The sequence below is a fragment of the Pseudomonas sp. NFACC37-1 genome, assembly GCF_900101575.1.
GTDB lineage: Bacteria > Pseudomonadota > Gammaproteobacteria > Pseudomonadales > Pseudomonadaceae > Aquipseudomonas > Aquipseudomonas fluorescens_AA.
Genome location: NZ_FMUZ01000008.1, coordinates 1 through 15,191 on the forward strand (window position 1 = coordinate 1; position 15,191 = coordinate 15,191).

At 59.3% G+C, this 15,191-nt stretch carries 14 protein-coding genes; 10 read left to right on the forward strand and 4 right to left on the reverse strand.

Annotated features, from left to right (window positions below):
* Window positions 1-586 precede the first annotated feature (586 nt).
* Both BLP82_RS11550 and BLP82_RS11555 read right to left on the reverse strand, forming a co-directional pair.
* A complete protein-coding gene (locus BLP82_RS11550) occupies window positions 587-1,807 on the reverse strand; it encodes a CaiB/BaiF CoA transferase family protein (protein WP_092167619.1) in 1,221 nt (406 codons plus the stop codon).
* 13 nt (window positions 1,808-1,820) lie between these two features.
* Window positions 1,821-3,002, reverse strand: a complete 1,182-nt coding sequence (locus tag BLP82_RS11555; protein ID WP_014335919.1) for an acyl-CoA dehydrogenase — start codon at window positions 3,000-3,002, stop codon at window positions 1,821-1,823.
* Window positions 3,003-3,157: 155 nt separating this feature from the next.
* Here BLP82_RS11555 and BLP82_RS11560 point away from each other — a divergent pair, with 155 nt between their 5' ends.
* From BLP82_RS11560 to BLP82_RS11605, 10 genes are all read left to right on the forward strand, one after another.
* Window positions 3,158-4,054: a LysR family transcriptional regulator gene (locus tag BLP82_RS11560; protein WP_092167621.1), complete on the forward strand. Its 897-nt coding sequence runs from the start codon at window positions 3,158-3,160 to the stop codon at window positions 4,052-4,054.
* A 434-nt stretch (window positions 4,055-4,488) separates the two neighbouring features.
* Window positions 4,489-5,610: a Re/Si-specific NAD(P)(+) transhydrogenase subunit alpha gene (locus BLP82_RS11565; RefSeq protein WP_092167624.1), complete on the forward strand. Its 1,122-nt coding sequence runs from the start codon at window positions 4,489-4,491 to the stop codon at window positions 5,608-5,610.
* Window positions 5,611-5,625: 15 nt separating this feature from the next.
* Window positions 5,626-5,949 (forward strand): NAD(P) transhydrogenase subunit alpha part 2, encoded by a 324-nt coding sequence (locus tag BLP82_RS11570; RefSeq protein WP_003187010.1) that lies wholly within the window; start codon window positions 5,626-5,628, stop codon window positions 5,947-5,949.
* Window positions 5,949-7,385 (forward strand): NAD(P)(+) transhydrogenase (Re/Si-specific) subunit beta, encoded by a 1,437-nt coding sequence (locus tag BLP82_RS11575; protein WP_092167627.1) that lies wholly within the window; start codon window positions 5,949-5,951, stop codon window positions 7,383-7,385. The genes BLP82_RS11570 and BLP82_RS11575 overlap by 1 nt, the downstream gene beginning before the upstream one ends.
* A 199-nt stretch (window positions 7,386-7,584) precedes the next feature.
* Window positions 7,585-9,078: an acetyl-CoA hydrolase/transferase family protein gene (locus tag BLP82_RS11580; protein WP_092167630.1), complete on the forward strand. Its 1,494-nt coding sequence runs from the start codon at window positions 7,585-7,587 to the stop codon at window positions 9,076-9,078.
* 319 nt (window positions 9,079-9,397) lie between these two features.
* Window positions 9,398-9,613 (forward strand): DUF1127 domain-containing protein, encoded by a 216-nt coding sequence (locus BLP82_RS11585; RefSeq protein ID WP_072398028.1) that lies wholly within the window; start codon window positions 9,398-9,400, stop codon window positions 9,611-9,613.
* Between the two features lie 322 nt (window positions 9,614-9,935).
* The gene (locus BLP82_RS11590) at window positions 9,936-10,253 is read left to right on the forward strand and encodes a DUF2388 domain-containing protein (protein ID WP_003196441.1); all 318 of its coding nucleotides are present in this window, start codon (window positions 9,936-9,938) and stop codon (window positions 10,251-10,253) included.
* A 106-nt stretch (window positions 10,254-10,359) separates the two neighbouring features.
* Window positions 10,360-10,668 (forward strand): DUF2388 domain-containing protein, encoded by a 309-nt coding sequence (locus tag BLP82_RS11595; protein ID WP_092167633.1) that lies wholly within the window; start codon window positions 10,360-10,362, stop codon window positions 10,666-10,668.
* A gap of 27 nt (window positions 10,669-10,695) precedes the next feature.
* Window positions 10,696-11,016, forward strand: a complete 321-nt coding sequence (locus BLP82_RS11600; protein ID WP_092167636.1) for a DUF2388 domain-containing protein — start codon at window positions 10,696-10,698, stop codon at window positions 11,014-11,016.
* Window positions 11,013-12,974: a DUF7844 domain-containing protein gene (locus BLP82_RS11605; RefSeq protein ID WP_092167639.1), complete on the forward strand. Its 1,962-nt coding sequence runs from the start codon at window positions 11,013-11,015 to the stop codon at window positions 12,972-12,974. The genes BLP82_RS11600 and BLP82_RS11605 overlap by 4 nt, the downstream gene beginning before the upstream one ends.
* A gap of 100 nt (window positions 12,975-13,074) precedes the next feature.
* Here the strand turns inward: BLP82_RS11605 and trpA are convergent, their stop codons facing one another.
* Together trpA and trpB are read right to left on the reverse strand one after the other, a co-directional pair.
* The gene (trpA, locus tag BLP82_RS11610; RefSeq protein ID WP_092167642.1) at window positions 13,075-13,887 is read right to left on the reverse strand and encodes a tryptophan synthase subunit alpha; all 813 of its coding nucleotides are present in this window, start codon (window positions 13,885-13,887) and stop codon (window positions 13,075-13,077) included.
* On the reverse strand, window positions 13,887-15,119 hold the full coding sequence (trpB, locus tag BLP82_RS11615) for a tryptophan synthase subunit beta (RefSeq protein WP_053127073.1): 1,233 nt from the start codon (window positions 15,117-15,119) through the stop codon (window positions 13,887-13,889). Before trpB ends, trpA begins: the two co-directional genes overlap by 1 nt.
* Window positions 15,120-15,191 lie beyond the last annotated feature (72 nt).

Genomic DNA, 15,191 nt, shown 5'->3' on the forward strand with positions numbered 1-15,191 from the left:
CATCTTTGATTTCTCGCGGAGCAACTTGTGATGCTGATAATCTGTTGACTAGCAGTCTGACTCCACAAGCACCCACACGAATTGCTTGATTCAGTTGTTAAAGAGCGGTTGGCTGAGCCTTTCATCTCAACCGAGGCGCGCATTCTACAGCGCCCCGTGTATCTGTCAAGCGGTTATTTTAAGAAGTTTTCAAAGTTTCGCTTCGGAAACCTCAACAACTTCAACCACTTGCGCTTCCGATCTCTCGTTAGCGGGAGGCGAATTCTACAGCGTTACTCGCTGCTGTCAACACCTCTTTTTCACCGCTTTCGACCGAGAAGATCGAACCGCACATAGAGCCAAACAACACCACCCTATCTGCTTCTTCCGGACCTCGATGAACTGAAGCCCCGCACCTTCGAAACCTACTTAACTCATTGAATCTCAAGGAGTTTTCCGTTTCGGCTGCGCCGGAAGTGGGGCGAATTATAGACTTCCAGAATCTGCCGTCAACCCTTAATTTCGCATTTCTATCAATAAGTTGCGCAGCACCGGTAAACCTGTCGCTTTTGCCCTTTAACACGCTCCTCTATATAGAAGAGAAGACTCACAGCACCCCAGCCTCTCTAAACGCCATCACCGCAGCCTCGTCCAACCCCAACACTCGCTGCAGCACCTCCAACGTATGCTCTCCTAGTAAAGGAGGCGCATTGCGATACTCCACTGGCGTCTCGGACAGTCGAATCGGACTGGCCACCTGCGGCACTTTACCGGCCAGCAGGTGGGGCAATTCCATCGCCAACCCGCGAGCCTGCACCTGAGGATCGGCAAACACCTGGGCCAGGTCGTTGATAGGCCCACACGGCACACCCGCCTGCTCCAACTGAGTCACCCATTCAGCGGTGGTCTTGAACACCGTCGCCTGGCGAATCAACGGAATCAACACCGCCCGGTTCGCCACCCGCACCTTGTTAGTGGCAAAACGCGGATCATCAGCCCACTGCGGTTGACCGGCAACCTCAGCGAACTTTCGGAACTGGCCGTCATTACCCACCGTCAGGATGAAATCGCCATCCGCCGTCGGAAAATCCTGATAAGGCACGATATTCGGATGAGCATTACCCAAACGCTTCGGCGCATTGCCCGTGGTCAGGTAGTTCATCGCCTGGTTGGCCAGGCAAGCCACTTGAACATCCAGTAGGGCCATATCGATGTGCTGCCCGCCGCCGGCATGATCACGATGAGCCAACGCCGCCAGAATGGCAGCGGTCGAATACAGCCCCGTGAGGATATCCGTCAACGCGACCCCTACCTTCACCGGCCCCGCACCCTCATCGCCTTCGGGGCGACCGGTCAGGCTCATCAAGCCCCCCAGCCCCTGGATCATGAAGTCATACCCGGCGCGCTTGGCGTAAGGGCCGGTCTGGCCAAACCCGGTTATCGAGCAATAGATCAATTGCGGATTGATCGCCTTTAGCGAGTCATAGTCCAAGCCATACGCCGCCAGGCCGCCCACCTTGAAGTTCTCGATCAGGATGTCGGACTTGGCTGCCAGCTCTCGCACCAGCCGCTGCCCCTCTGGCCGCGTGAAGTCGATGGTTACCGACTGTTTGTTGCGATTGGCTGAAAGATAATAAGCGGCTTCGGTCGTGTTCTCGCCTCGGGCATCCTTCAGGAAGGGCGGCCCCCAGGCGCGCGTATCGTCACCATTGCCGGGACGCTCGACCTTGATGACATCAGCCCCCAGGTCCGCCAGGATCTGTCCGGCCCACGGCCCGGCCAATACCCTCGATAAATCCAATACCCGCAGATGCGAAAGCGCGCCCATGACCGTTCTCCTATTAGTAGAACGCCTGGATACCGGTTTGCGCACGCCCCAAAATCAGCGCATGCACATCGTGCGTGCCTTCATAGGTGTTCACGACTTCCAGGTTCACCAGATGACGCGCGATGCCGAACTCATCGGAAATACCGTTGCCGCCCAACATGTCCCGCGCCATGCGGGCAATATCCAGGGACTTGCCGCAGGAGTTGCGCTTCATGATCGAGGTAATCTCGACCGCCGCCGTGCCCTCGTCTTTCATACGCCCCAGACGCAGGCATCCCTGCAGGGCCAGCGTGATTTCAGTCTGCATATCGGCCAGTTTCTTCTGGATCAACTGATTCGCAGCGAGCGGGCGACCAAACTGCTGACGGTCCAGCGTGTACTGGCGAGCAGTGTGCCAGCAGAATTCAGCCGCCCCCAAGGCGCCCCAGGAGATGCCGTAGCGCGCCGAGTTCAGACAAGTAAACGGGCCCTTCAGGCCACGGACATCCGGGAAGATGTTCTCTTCCGGAACGAATACGTTGTCCATGACGATTTCGCCAGTGATGGAGGCGCGCAGCCCGACCTTGCCATGAATGGCCGGCGCACTCAGCCCCTTCCAGCCTTTTTCCAGAACGAAGCCGCGGATATCACCGGCGTCGTCCTTGCCCCAGACGACAAATACATCAGCGATCGGGCTGTTGGTGATCCACATCTTGCTGCCCGTCAGGCTGTAGCCGCCTTCCACTTTACGCGCACGAGTGATCATCGCACCGGGGTCGGAACCGTGGTTCGGCTCAGTCAGACCAAAACAGCCGATCCATTCACCAGACGCCAGCTTCGGCAAGTATTTCTGTTTCTGCGCCTCAGTCCCGAATTCGTTGATCGGCACCATGACCAGCGAGGATTGCACGCTCATCATCGAGCGATAACCGGAATCCACACGCTCTACTTCACGAGCGATCAGGCCATAGCTGACGTAGTTCAACCCGCTGCCGCCGTACTGTTCAGGAATGGTAGCCCCCAGCAGGCCGACTTCACCCATCTCGCGGAAGATCGCCGGGTCGGTTTTCTCATGACGGAACGCTTCCAGCACCCGCGGTGCGAGTTTCTGTTGGGCGAACTGCTCGGCAGTGTCGCGGATCATGCGTTCTTCTTCGGTGAGCTGCTGATCCAGCAACAACGGATCGATCCAGTTGAAGCTCGCTTTACCGGCCATGAAAGAGTCCTCGCCAATTAAATGAAGTCGTGGATTGATCCTAGGCGCGGTTTCCTACAAGGGCAAACGAGGATTACGCACTAACCTGTGCTAATTTCTCACTTCGTAAACACTATAAACCCTGGTTGCACGGCTAATGAGTGAGGCTTAGGTACATGCGCCGTAAAATCCCCAGCACCGCCGCCCTGGTCAGTTTCGAGGCTGCCGCGCGCCATGAAAGCTTCACCAAGGCGGCGCAGGAGCTTTCTCTCACGCAAAGCGCTATCTGCCGACAGATCGCCAGCCTGGAGGACTTCCTCAGCGTGGAGCTTTTCCGACGCTCGCGCCGCGGCGTCAAACTGACCGAAGCAGGTCTTTCCTACAGCCGACGCGTTGCCACCCAACTGGATGCAGTCGAGCGCGACACACTTTCAGTGATGGGGCACACCGGTGCGAACGTGATCGAACTGGCCGTGGTTCCAACCTTCGGCACCCAATGGCTGCTGCCACGCCTCAAGGATTTCCAGCAGCAGCATCCGGAAGTCACCGTCAACCTGACCAACCGCACGCGCCCCTTTCTCTTTGCCGATACGGAGTTTGACGCCGCCATCTATTTTGGCGATGCGGACTGGTCCGGTACCGAATCCCACAAGCTGATGGGCGAAAATCCGATGCCGGTATGCAGCCCCGCCTTGCTAGACGGTCGCAAGGGCCTGACACCAGAGGAGGTCGCCGAACTGCCCTTGCTCCAGCAGACCACTCGTCCGTACGCATGGCGCCAGTGGTTCAACGCCCAGAGCCTGAATATTGCGCGAGACCTGACAGGGCCGCGTTATGAACTATTCTCCATGCTCGCCCAAGCGGCTATGCACGACATGGGTATCGCGCTGATTCCGCCCTTTTTGATTCAACGCGAACTGGCAGAGAAACGACTGGTCGTGGCCAACCGTAACGCGCTGTCGAGCATCAAGGCCTACTACCTGATGATTCCAGAGCGAAAGGCCGAATCCGCCTCCCTTCGAGCCTTTCGTGATTGGCTCGTGAAAAAAGCCAACAACTATCTACTTGATTAATAAGGGAAAAGTATAAACAGACTTAGGTAGTAAACTAACAGAAGTCGCTACAGATATAAGTTTATGTCGCATTCAGTCAATCTGTTATCAATCCCGTGCAGTAGTCTCCAAAGCGTCTAAATACATGGCCTGGAGCCATATCGCGCAACGCATCAGCGCTTATTCATCTGGCCGATGGGAAAAATTGTCAATTTGAACCTGAATCCTTGGAAAGCACGGCCTACACGGGCTGCCGATCGATAATTGCGACATTCGGTCACAGGGTGACTTGTAGTTAATTTTCCGTCACCCGTCATAATCTCTTGAAGGGCTGAATTTTCGCCTGCAAAATGCCGCGCCCCGTCTGGTTTGGCGGGGCCGTGCTGATCGGCCGCCCCAGCCGCACCATCCGAAGTGCCTGGGTTTACTCAATAAGATCACGCAGGAGATTTGACGTGCACATTGGTGTTCCCCTCGAAACCCAAACGGGTGAAACACGGGTTGCTGCTACCCCGGAAACCATCAAGAAGTTGGTCGGCCAAGGCCATAAAGTCACTGTTCAAAGCGGCGCCGGTATCAAGGCCAGCGTTATCGACAGTGCCTATGAGGCAGCGGGCGCAACCATTGGCAGCGCCAGTGATGCATTCGGGGCCGAGCTGATCCTCAAGGTGGTGGCTCCCAGCGACAGCGAACTGACGCTGATCAAGAGCGGCACCGTTCTGGTGGGCATGCTCAATCCGTTCAACAACGAAACCATCGTCAAGCTGGCCGAGCGCGGCATTACCGCTTTCGCCCTTGAGGCCGCGCCACGCACTTCCCGAGCCCAGAGCCTGGATGTGCTGTCGTCTCAAGCGAACATCGCCGGTTACAAAGCCGTATTGCTGGCCGCCCATTACTATCCGCGCTTCATGCCGATGCTGATGACTGCCGCAGGCACCGTGAAAGCGGCGCGCGTGCTGATTCTCGGTGCGGGCGTCGCCGGGTTGCAGGCGATTGCCACGGCCAAGCGCCTGGGCGCGGTGATCGAGGCTTCGGATGTGCGCCCGGCGGTCAAGGAGCAAATCGAGTCCCTCGGCGCGAAGTTCGTCGATGTGCCTTACGAGACCGACGAAGAGCGTGAGTGCGCCGTCGGCGTCGGCGGCTACGCCCGGCCGATGCCGGCCAGCTGGATGCAGCGCCAGGCCCAAGCCGTGCACGAGCGCGCCAAACAGGCTGACATCGTCATTACCACCGCACTGATTCCGGGCCGCAAGGCACCGACGTTGCTGAGCGCCGAAACTGTCGCGCAGATGAAACCCGGCTCGGTGGTCATCGACCTCGCGGCAGCCCAAGGCGGTAACTGCCCGCTGACCGTGGCTGATCAGGTCGTGATCGAGAACGGCGTGACCATTTGCGGCCCGACCAACCTGGCCGGTGAAGTCGCGGCCGACGCTTCGGCGCTGTACGCCCGTAACCTGCTGGACTTCCTGAAGCTGGTCTTCACCAAGGAAGGTCAGTTCGACGTGAACCTGGAAGACGACATCGTCGCCGCGTGCCTGATGTGCCGCGACGGCCAAGTCATCCGTAAAAACGCCTAAGCAGGGATTCAGACAATGGAAGAGCTTATCTCCCCCGGTATCTACAACCTGATCATCTTCGTGCTGGCGATTTATGTCGGTTACCACGTGGTCTGGAACGTAACGCCCGCGCTGCACACGCCGTTGATGGCGGTGACCAACGCCATTTCGGCGATCGTGATCGTCGGCGCCATGCTCGCCGCCGCGCTGACCGTGACCCCTTTGGGCAAGACCATGGGCACCCTCGCCGTGGCCCTGGCCGCGGTGAACGTCTTCGGTGGCTTCCTCGTGACGCGCCGCATGCTTGAGATGTTCAAGAAAAAAGCCCCGAAAGCCGTAAAAGAAGAGGCGCCCAAGTAATGAGCATGAACCTGGTAACGACGCTCTACCTGATTGCGTCGATCTGCTTCATCCAAGCCCTCAAAGGCCTGTCGCACCCCACCACCTCCCGCCGAGGCAACCTGTTCGGCATGCTCGGCATGGCGCTGGCGGTGCTGACCACTGTGGGCCTCATCTACAAACTGGGGGCCGAACTGGCGACCGCCGGCATCGGCTACGTGATCGTCGGCCTGCTGGTCGGCGGTACCGCCGGCTCGATCATGGCCAAGCGCGTCGAAATGACCAAGATGCCGGAACTGGTGGCGTTCATGCACAGCATGATCGGCCTGGCGGCGGTATTCATTGCCATCGCGGCCGTCGTCGAGCCGCAGTCCCTGGGTATCGTCAAGCAATTGGGTGATTCGATTCCAGCCGGTAACCGTCTGGAACTGTTCCTCGGCGCAGCCATTGGTGCAATCACCTTCTCCGGTTCGGTGATCGCATTCGGCAAGCTCTCGGGCAAGTACAAGTTCCGTCTGTTCCAGGGCGCACCAGTACAGTTTGGTGGCCAGCACAAGCTCAACCTGATCCTGGGTCTGGCGACGCTGGGCCTGGGCCTGACCTTCATGTTCACCGGCAACCTCGGCGCGTTCGCCTTGATGCTGGCCCTGGCCTTTGTACTGGGTGTGCTGATCATCATCCCGATCGGCGGCGCGGACATGCCGGTGGTGGTGTCGATGCTCAACAGCTATTCCGGCTGGGCCGCAGCGGGTATCGGCTTCTCGCTGAACAACTCGATGCTGATCATTGCCGGTTCTCTGGTGGGCTCGAGCGGTGCGATCCTCTCGTACATCATGTGCAAGGCGATGAACCGTTCGTTCTTCAACGTGCTGCTCGGCGGCTTCGGCAATACCGCAGATGCTGCTGGCCCGGCAGGCTCCAAAGAAGCCCGTCCGGTGAAATCCGGCTCGGCTGACGACGCGACCTTCCTGCTGACCAACGCCGATACCGTGATCATCGTGCCAGGCTATGGCCTGGCGGTGGCCCGGGCCCAGCACGCGCTTAAAGAGCTGACCGAGAAGTTGACCCACCACGGGGTGACCGTCAAATACGCGATCCACCCGGTGGCCGGTCGCATGCCCGGGCACATGAACGTCCTGCTGGCCGAGGCCGAAGTGCCTTACGATCAGGTGTTCGAGATGGAAGATATCAACTCCGAGTTCGGCCAGGCCGACGTGGTGCTGGTGCTCGGCGCCAACGACGTGGTGAACCCGGCGGCGAAGAACGATCCGAAGTCGCCGATTGCCGGCATGCCGATCCTCGAAGCGTTCAAGGCCAAGACCATCATCGTCAACAAACGCTCGATGGCCAGCGGCTATGCGGGCCTGGACAACGAGCTGTTCTATCTCGACAAGACCATGATGGTGTTCGGTGACGCCAAGAAGGTCATCGAAGACATGGTCAAAGCGGTGGATTAACCCTCGCCGCTTTACCCGAAAACGCCCCGACCTGTCGGGGCGTTTTGATTTGTATCAAGGCAAAATATTACCGATCCGGTAATGATGTTTTGCCTGAGACGCTTGTAATAGACGCCTAAAATGCGACCTTTGTAGCGGGTCGGGCACAGCGCTAATTCACTAGACTGCGCATCTTGCTTCCAGCCCGAGATAACCACCTATGTACCGTGATCGCATTCGCCTGCCTTCGTTATTGAATAAAGTGATGAGCGCTGCCGAAGCAGCCTTGTTGATTCAGGACGGCATGACCGTCGGCATGAGCGGCTTTACCCGCGCCGGAGAAGCGAAAGCAGTGCCCCACGCCCTGGCTGAACGCGCCAAGATCACCCCGTTGAAAATCAGCCTGATGACCGGTGCAAGCCTGGGCAATGACCTCGACAAGGAGCTCACCGAAGCCGGCGTACTGGCACGACGCATGCCGTTCCAGGTCGACAGCACGCTGCGCAAGGCGATCAACGCAGGCGAGGTGATGTTCATCGATCAGCATCTTTCGGAAACTGTCGAGCAACTGCGCAACGGCCAGCTCAAGCTGCCCGATATTGCCGTGATCGAAGCCGTGGCCATTACCGAGCAAGGACATATCGTACCCACTACATCGGTGGGTAACTCAGCCAGCTTCGCCATTTTCGCCCGACAAGTGATCGTCGAGATCAACCTGGCTCACAACCCGAATCTGGAAGGGCTGCACGACATCTATATCCCGACCTATCGCCCCACCCGTACACCCATCCCCCTGGTGAAAGTCGACGACCGTATTGGCAGCCCCGCCATTGCGATCCCGCCGGAAAAAATCGCCGCCATTGTCATTACCAACCAAGGCGACTCGCCTTCGACCGTCGCGCTACCGGACAGCGACACCCAGGCCATTGCCGATCACCTGATCGATTTCTTCAAGCAGGAGGTTTCGGCCGGCCGCATGACCAACAAGCTCGGGCCGTTGCAGGCAGGGATCGGCAACATCGCCAATGCCGTGATGTGCGGGCTGATCGATTCCCCGTTCGAAGACCTGACCATGTATTCCGAGGTTTTGCAGGACTCGACATTTGACCTGATCGACGCAGGCAAGCTGAGTTTCGCCTCCGGCAGCTCGATCACGCTGTCGGGTCGACGCAATGCCGATGTGTTTGGCAACCTGGAAAGGTACAAGGACAAGCTGGTCCTGCGCCCACAAGAGATCTCCAACCATCCCGAGGTCGTGCGTCGCCTGGGCATCATTGCCATCAACACCGCGCTGGAGTTCGACTTGTACGGCAACGTCAATTCCACCCATGTCTGCGGCACGCGGATGATGAATGGCATCGGCGGCTCAGGGGATTTCGCCCGCAATGCCCACCTGGCGATTTTCGTCACCAAGTCGATTGCCAAGGGTGGGGCCATTTCCAGCGTCGTGCCGATGGTCAGCCATGTGGACCATACCGAACATGACGTCGACATCCTGGTGACCGAGATCGGCTTGGCCGACCTGCGGGGCCTGGCACCAAGGGAACGCGCGCGAGTGATCATCGACAATTGCGTGCACCCCACCTACCGCCAGGCCTTGAATGAATATTTCAACGCCGCGTGCGCCCTGGGCGGACATACTCCGCACATCCTGCGCGATGCACTGAGTTGGCACCTGAACCTCGAAGAAACCGGATGCATGTTGGCCGTCTGATACAGCTGGATCACCGTTATCGCAAATACAGTTTTGGTTGAAGGCCGTCACACGCCCCTAACGAAGCAAAAACTGTACTGCTGTACCGGTGTTTTCTTACGGTCTTCTCCCACAAACTCAACGTCAGCTAGCAAAAATGCACCAATATTGCGCAGACAGGTACAGTTGCCTCAATATCGACCAGTACACCGCTCTTTAACAGTTAACTGGTCTCTCACAATACAGGTGAACTGTATCTAGAGAGACTGGCCAAACGAGAGGATCATGGGCACCAGTCAAACCACTACCTAATCCCGCCACAAGCGGAAGGATGTCAACCATGGAACGTACACTCAGTTCCGAGCTGTTTTTCGAAGACAAAGCTGCAAAAAACCAGGCTTCCCTGCCTCTTCGCGTTATCGCCAACCTGATGTTGTGGCAGCGCCGCATCGCCAGCCGTCACCAACTGGCTCGTCTGGATTCGCGCCTGCTGGCTGACGCCGGTATCAGCGAAGCACAACGCTACGAAGAGCTGAGCAAGCCGTTCTGGCGCTAACTCAGCGTCGCTGGCCCTGACCCACCGGGTCCACCGCCAGCACCGAATTGAACACACAAGACCCGTCGCGGGTAACCGCGACGGGTCTTGTCGTTTCCGGGGACCGATTTTGACGAAAGCCTTGGAGACATAACAGTTTAAACAATATATAAAAAACACCAGTACAGTAGCTCGCCCCATGCAGCCAATGGCTGTCGCAAGGGCTGTCAGCCAACGCGTTCCTGTCCTAATATCGAGGCGAACGTGGCGAAGCGAGTCGAGCATGCGTCTCCTCTTCCTGCTACACGCACCGGCATCACCCCATCATTCAAGGAGTTTCATCATGATCCGTCTTCGCCTGCTCAGCGCAGTTGCCCTGCTGGCCGTAGCCGCCCACTCCAACGCCAGCAGCTTCATTGTTACCACCGACTCCATCGTCGGAGCACTCAAGGCCACCTCCGACGTAACCTCCGATGCAACCTCATCCCTGCGTGACAACAAGATCGTTCAAGCCGCCCGTGATGACGCCGCCAGCTTCGTCGCCAGCGAAGGCGCCATCCGTGGCGTGAAACTGGAAAGCGCCCTGGATTACATCCGCCAGCAGGCACCGCAGCTCAACGCCACCGATGCGCAACTGGCCCAAGCCATCCTGGTGATCTGATGCAACATGAAACATCGGGCGCCAAATGGTGTTCCGATGTTTCAGCGCTGGCTCTGGCCCGCCGGTTTGCGCTAGCCTTCAAACTCGCCATCAACCGTCGAGTCCCATGCGTTTCTACTCAGATCTGTTCATCGCGTCTTTCTTCATCGTTTCTTGCTGGTCTGTTCCGGCCCATGCCTTCGATGTGTCCACCCAACAAGTGGTGGTCAGCGGCTATGCCACGAGCATGGTGACCTCCGCGCCCTTCGACCATAAACTGATCGTCGCCGCTCACGATGACGCTGCGGCATTCATCGCCAGCGACGGGCAACTGCGAGGTGCACAACTGGAGTCGGCCCTGGATTACCTGCGCCGGACCCAGCCAAAACTTCACGTCAGCGACCTTGAACTGGCACAAGCAATTCTCGTCCAATAGTTATCCTTATTTTTCCGGAGTCGTTCCATGCGTAGCCCGCTGATTGCTGCCGCCTTAGGCCTGCTGGTGTTGGCCGATGTGGCCCAGGCACATACCCTGGTAGCCACCAGTAACATCATCGTTCGCGCTTCCCAGCGCACGATCGATTTCACTTCCGACACCACCACGTCCATCCGTGATTCGAAAGTCGTCCGCGAAGCCCATGACGATGCGGCCAGTTTTGTCGCCAGCAATGGTGAAATTCGTGGTGCTCATCTCGAGGCCGCCTTCGACACCTTGCGCACCCGCGTGCCGGAAGCCCGCGACGCCAGTGACCAGGTTCTCGCCGAAGCCATTCTCGCATTGTGAGGCGGTTCGCCGCCTGGCTGGCGGCCGGGGTCTTGCTGCTCATGAGCAGCATGGCCCAGGCCGGCCTGCAATTGCACCTCAACGTCGAAGGCCTGAGCCCGGCGCAACAGCAGGCCAGCCAGGCACTGCTCGATGAAGCAATGCGGGCCCTGCCGCCGCACTTCATCGAGCGGCTGGACCGACGCATCGATGTCGGCTGGACCGACCAGATGCCCGCCAATGCCTACGGCCAGGCCTCGCTGGTGTCGCAACTGGACCTCAATAGCAACCTGCTCGACAGCCTTGTGGACGGCAGCGCCGCGACGCAAAAGACCCACCGCCCCCACGGCACCGTGCGCCGGGAAATGCTCGCCACGGTCCTGCACGAACTGACCCACATCTATGATCGCTCGCGTCTATGGCCAGAGGCCGAACGCGCACTGATCCAGCGTTGCACTCGACGCAACAGCAGCGCCGGGTTGATCGGTCTTCCCGATGAATGCCGGGGCCAGAACGACCGCCGTTTCACCCTTAGCGATGATCCTCGCTTGTTGGACCTGGCCGGCTGGCCACAATACGTCGGCCGTCGCGGTGAACGGGAACAGCACAACCGCCAGGTCGCCCGCAGCCCGGATCTCTATGAAACGAGCAGCCCCAAGGAGTTCGTCGCGGTCAACATGGAGTACTTTCTCCTGGACTCCAGCTATGCCTGCCGACGCCCCGCCCTGTATCGCTATTACCAGGAACACTTCGGTTGGGCCCCCGCCGCCAAGGACACCTGCACCCAATCGTTCGCCTTCCTCAACGCCGGGAACGACTTCGCCAAGACACCGCTGGGCAAGGTTGATCCAGAACGGGTCTATGCCATCGATTACCTGCTGGCCGAGGCCAACCAGAACTGGGTGAGCCGCTGGGGCCACAGCATGCTCCGACTGGTGATCTGCGCACCGGGCCGCCCACGTGGCCCGGACTGCCGACTGGATCTGGACCAACACCTGGTGCTGTCATACCGCGCCTTCGTGGGCGATGTGCAGTTGTCGAGCTGGGACGGGCTGGTCGGCAAATACCCGTCGCGCCTGTTCGTATTGCCGTTGGCCCAGGTGATCGATGAATACACCAAGACCGAACTGCGCAGCCTGGCATCGGTGCCGCTGAACCTGTCACGTACCGAGATCGAGGAAACGGTCGAGCACGCCGCCGAAATGCACTGGAGCTACGACGGCAACTATTACTTCCTGTCCAATAACTGCGCCGTGGAGAGCTTGAAACTGTTGCGCAGCGGCAGCAATAACGAGCAACTCAAGGGCCTGGACAGCATCATGCCCAACGGCCTGCTGGAGGTACTCAAGGGCCGGGGCCTGGCGGATACCAGCGTGCTGGATGATCCCAAGGAAGCCTTGCGGCTGGGCTACCGCTTCGACTCATTCCGCGAGCGGTACCAGGCGATGTTCGAGGTGCTGAAGAAGTATCTGCCGATCAAGCAACAAACGGTGGAAGACTGGCTGGCCCTGGACGCCGCCGAACGCCGCGTCTGGTTCGAACAGGCCGACCTGCGCACCAGCGCGGCGTTGTTGCTGCTGGAACAGGCCAGTTATCGCCGGCAATTGTTGTTGGCGCAGGATGAAGTCAAACAGCGCTACCTGGGTGCCCGTGAATTGCAGAACGGCGGGATGGAAAGGGCCAATGCGACGCTGCAGCAGATCCTCGCCAACAGCGGTTTCCTGAGCCGTCCGGCCGAACTGCTGGGCAGCAGCGGCTACGGCTTGCCGCAACCCAGCGAGTGGCAACGCTTGGAATCGGAAAGCAGCTTACGGCAGAAACAACTGCAAACGCTGACAGGCGATCTGGACAAGGAAGTCCGGGCGCTGCTCGAGCCGAGCCGCGCGGCTGAAATTGCGGCGAGCGAAGCCAATGTGAAAGAGATTGGCGAGCATTTGCGCAAGCTGCACAAGGCCGGGGGCGGGCTGGAGTTGCCTTGACCCTACAAAGAGCAGCGCCAAGACTGTTCCTGGTGTAATAAAAAAAGGGTTCAGAACCGAGTTCTGAACCCTTTTTTTCGTGGCTGTCAGCTGAATCAAATCAGCCGAGACGCGCCTTGCGCACACCGTCGGCCAGGGCGGCACACAAGCTCAACACCCCATCAATTGCCTGTTCCGATGTTTCGGCGCTGGCGATATGGTCGATCAGCGCCGAGCCCACCACCACCCCATCAGCCAATCGTGCGATGGCGGCAGCCTGCTCCGGCGTACGAATACCGAAACCAATGCTGATGGGCAGATCGGTATGGCGACGCAGACGCGCCACGGCTTCTTCTACATGCTCCAGGGTCGCGGCACCGGCACCGGTCACGCCCGCCACCGACACGTAGTACACAAAACCCGAACTGCCGTTAAGCACCGTCGGCAAACGCACATCGTCGGTGGTCGGCGTCGTCAGGCGGATGAAGTCCAAGCCAGCCGCCTGGGCCGGTTCGCACAGTTCGCTGTTGTGCTCGGGCGGCATGTCCACAACGATCAGGCCATCCACACCGCAATCCAGCGCTTCGCCAATGAAACGTTGCACGCCATAACGGTGGATCGGGTTGAAGTAGCCCATCAGCACCAGCGGCGTCTCAGTATTGTCCTTACGGAACTCGCGAACCATCTGCAGGGTTTTCGCCAGGTTCTGCTGGGCGCCCAAGGCACGAATATTCGCCAACTGGATCGCCGGGCCGTCGGCCATCGGATCAGTGAACGGCATACCCAGCTCGATCACGTCGGCACCGGCCGCCGGCAGCCCCTTGAGAATCGCCAGCGAGGTGTCGTAGTTCGGGTCGCCGGCCGTGACGAAAGTGACCAGGGCGGCGCGGTTCTGTTCCTTGAGTTCGGCAAAACGGGTTTGCAGGCGGCTCATCAGTGTTTCTCCTGCTGGGACTGTTCCATGTGGTGCATCACGGTTTGCATGTCTTTGTCGCCACGGCCGGACAGGTTGACCACCATCAGGTGATCTTTCGGCAGGTTGGGTGCGCGTTTGAACACTTCCGCCAGGGCATGGGCGCTTTCCAGTGCAGGAATGATCCCTTCCAGGCGACAGCATTTGTGAAAGGCTTCCAGGGCTTCGGCGTCGGTCACCGAGGTGTACTGGACGCGACCAATGTCGTGCAACCAGGCATGTTCCGGGCCGATACCGGGGTAGTCGAGACCTGCGGAAATCGAATGGGCATCGATGATCTGGCCGTCGTCGTCCTGCAACAGGAAGGTGCGGTTGCCGTGCAGTACACCCGGAACGCCACCGTTCAGGCTCGCCGCGTGCTTGCCGGTCTCGATGCCATAACCGGCGGCTTCGACGCCGATGATCTCGACACTCTTGTCGTCCAGGAACGGGTGGAACAGGCCCATGGCGTTGGAGCCACCGCCGATGCACGCCACCAGGCTATCCGGCAGGCGACCTTCCTGGGCTTGCAGTTGATCGCGGGTTTCCTTGCCGATCACGGCCTGGAAGTCGCGCACCATGGCCGGATACGGATGCGGGCCTGCCACAGTGCCGATCAGGTAGAACGTGCTGTCGACATTGGTGACCCAGTCGCGCAGGGCCTCGTTCATTGCGTCCTTCAGGGTACCGGTACCGGCGACCACCGGGATCACTTCGGCCCCCAGCAGCTTCATGCGGAACACGTTGGCCTGCTGGCGTTCGATGTCGGTGGTGCCCATGTAGATCACGCAATCCAGCCCGAAACGCGCGGCCACGGTGGCGGTGGCCACGCCGTGCATGCCGGCGCCGGTCTCGGCGATGATGCGTTTTTTGCCCATGCGCCGTGCCAGCAGGATCTGGCCGATGCAATTGTTGATCTTGTGCGCGCCGGTGTGGTTCAGCTCTTCACGCTTGAGATAGATCTTGGCACCGCCGCAGTACTCGGTCAGGCGCTCGGCGAAGTAGAGCGGGCTTGGGCGACCGACGTAGTCGCGCTGGAAGTAGGCCAATTCTTCTATGAAGGCCGGATCTTCCTTCGCCACTTCGTATTCACGGGCCAGATCAAGGATCAGCGGCATCAGGGTCTCGGCCACATAGCGGCCGCCGAATGCACCGAACAGGCCGTTGGCATCGGGGCCGCTGCGCAGGTTGAAAGGGGTCGTAGGCTGGGTCATCGGGCGCTCCAGGCAAATGCGTTGAAAGACTATGAGGTCCACTCTACCCCTGACATCCCCCAGTGAAAACCG

Bases quoted from the DNA above. Each gene is read 5' to 3' on its own strand.
- BLP82_RS11550 (WP_092167619.1), bottom strand. From the start codon at position 1,807: ATGGGCGCGCTTTCGCATCTGCGGGTATTGGATTTATCGAGGGTATTG.
- trpB (WP_053127073.1), bottom strand. From the start codon at position 15,119: ATGACCCAGCCTACGACCCCTTTCAACCTGCGCAGCGGCCCCGATGCC.
- BLP82_RS11570 (WP_003187010.1), top strand. From the start codon at position 5,626: ATGGAAGAGCTTATCTCCCCCGGTATCTACAACCTGATCATCTTCGTG.
- BLP82_RS11575 (WP_092167627.1), top strand. From the start codon at position 5,949: ATGAGCATGAACCTGGTAACGACGCTCTACCTGATTGCGTCGATCTGC.
- trpA (WP_092167642.1), bottom strand. From the start codon at position 13,887: ATGAGCCGCCTGCAAACCCGTTTTGCCGAACTCAAGGAACAGAACCGC.
- BLP82_RS11600 (WP_092167636.1), top strand. From the start codon at position 10,696: ATGCGTAGCCCGCTGATTGCTGCCGCCTTAGGCCTGCTGGTGTTGGCC.
- BLP82_RS11555 (WP_014335919.1), bottom strand. From the start codon at position 3,002: ATGGCCGGTAAAGCGAGCTTCAACTGGATCGATCCGTTGTTGCTGGAT.
- BLP82_RS11580 (WP_092167630.1), top strand. From the start codon at position 7,585: ATGTACCGTGATCGCATTCGCCTGCCTTCGTTATTGAATAAAGTGATG.
- BLP82_RS11595 (WP_092167633.1), top strand. From the start codon at position 10,360: ATGCGTTTCTACTCAGATCTGTTCATCGCGTCTTTCTTCATCGTTTCT.
- BLP82_RS11590 (WP_003196441.1), top strand. From the start codon at position 9,936: ATGATCCGTCTTCGCCTGCTCAGCGCAGTTGCCCTGCTGGCCGTAGCC.
- BLP82_RS11585 (WP_072398028.1), top strand. From the start codon at position 9,398: ATGGAACGTACACTCAGTTCCGAGCTGTTTTTCGAAGACAAAGCTGCA.
- BLP82_RS11560 (WP_092167621.1), top strand. From the start codon at position 3,158: ATGCGCCGTAAAATCCCCAGCACCGCCGCCCTGGTCAGTTTCGAGGCT.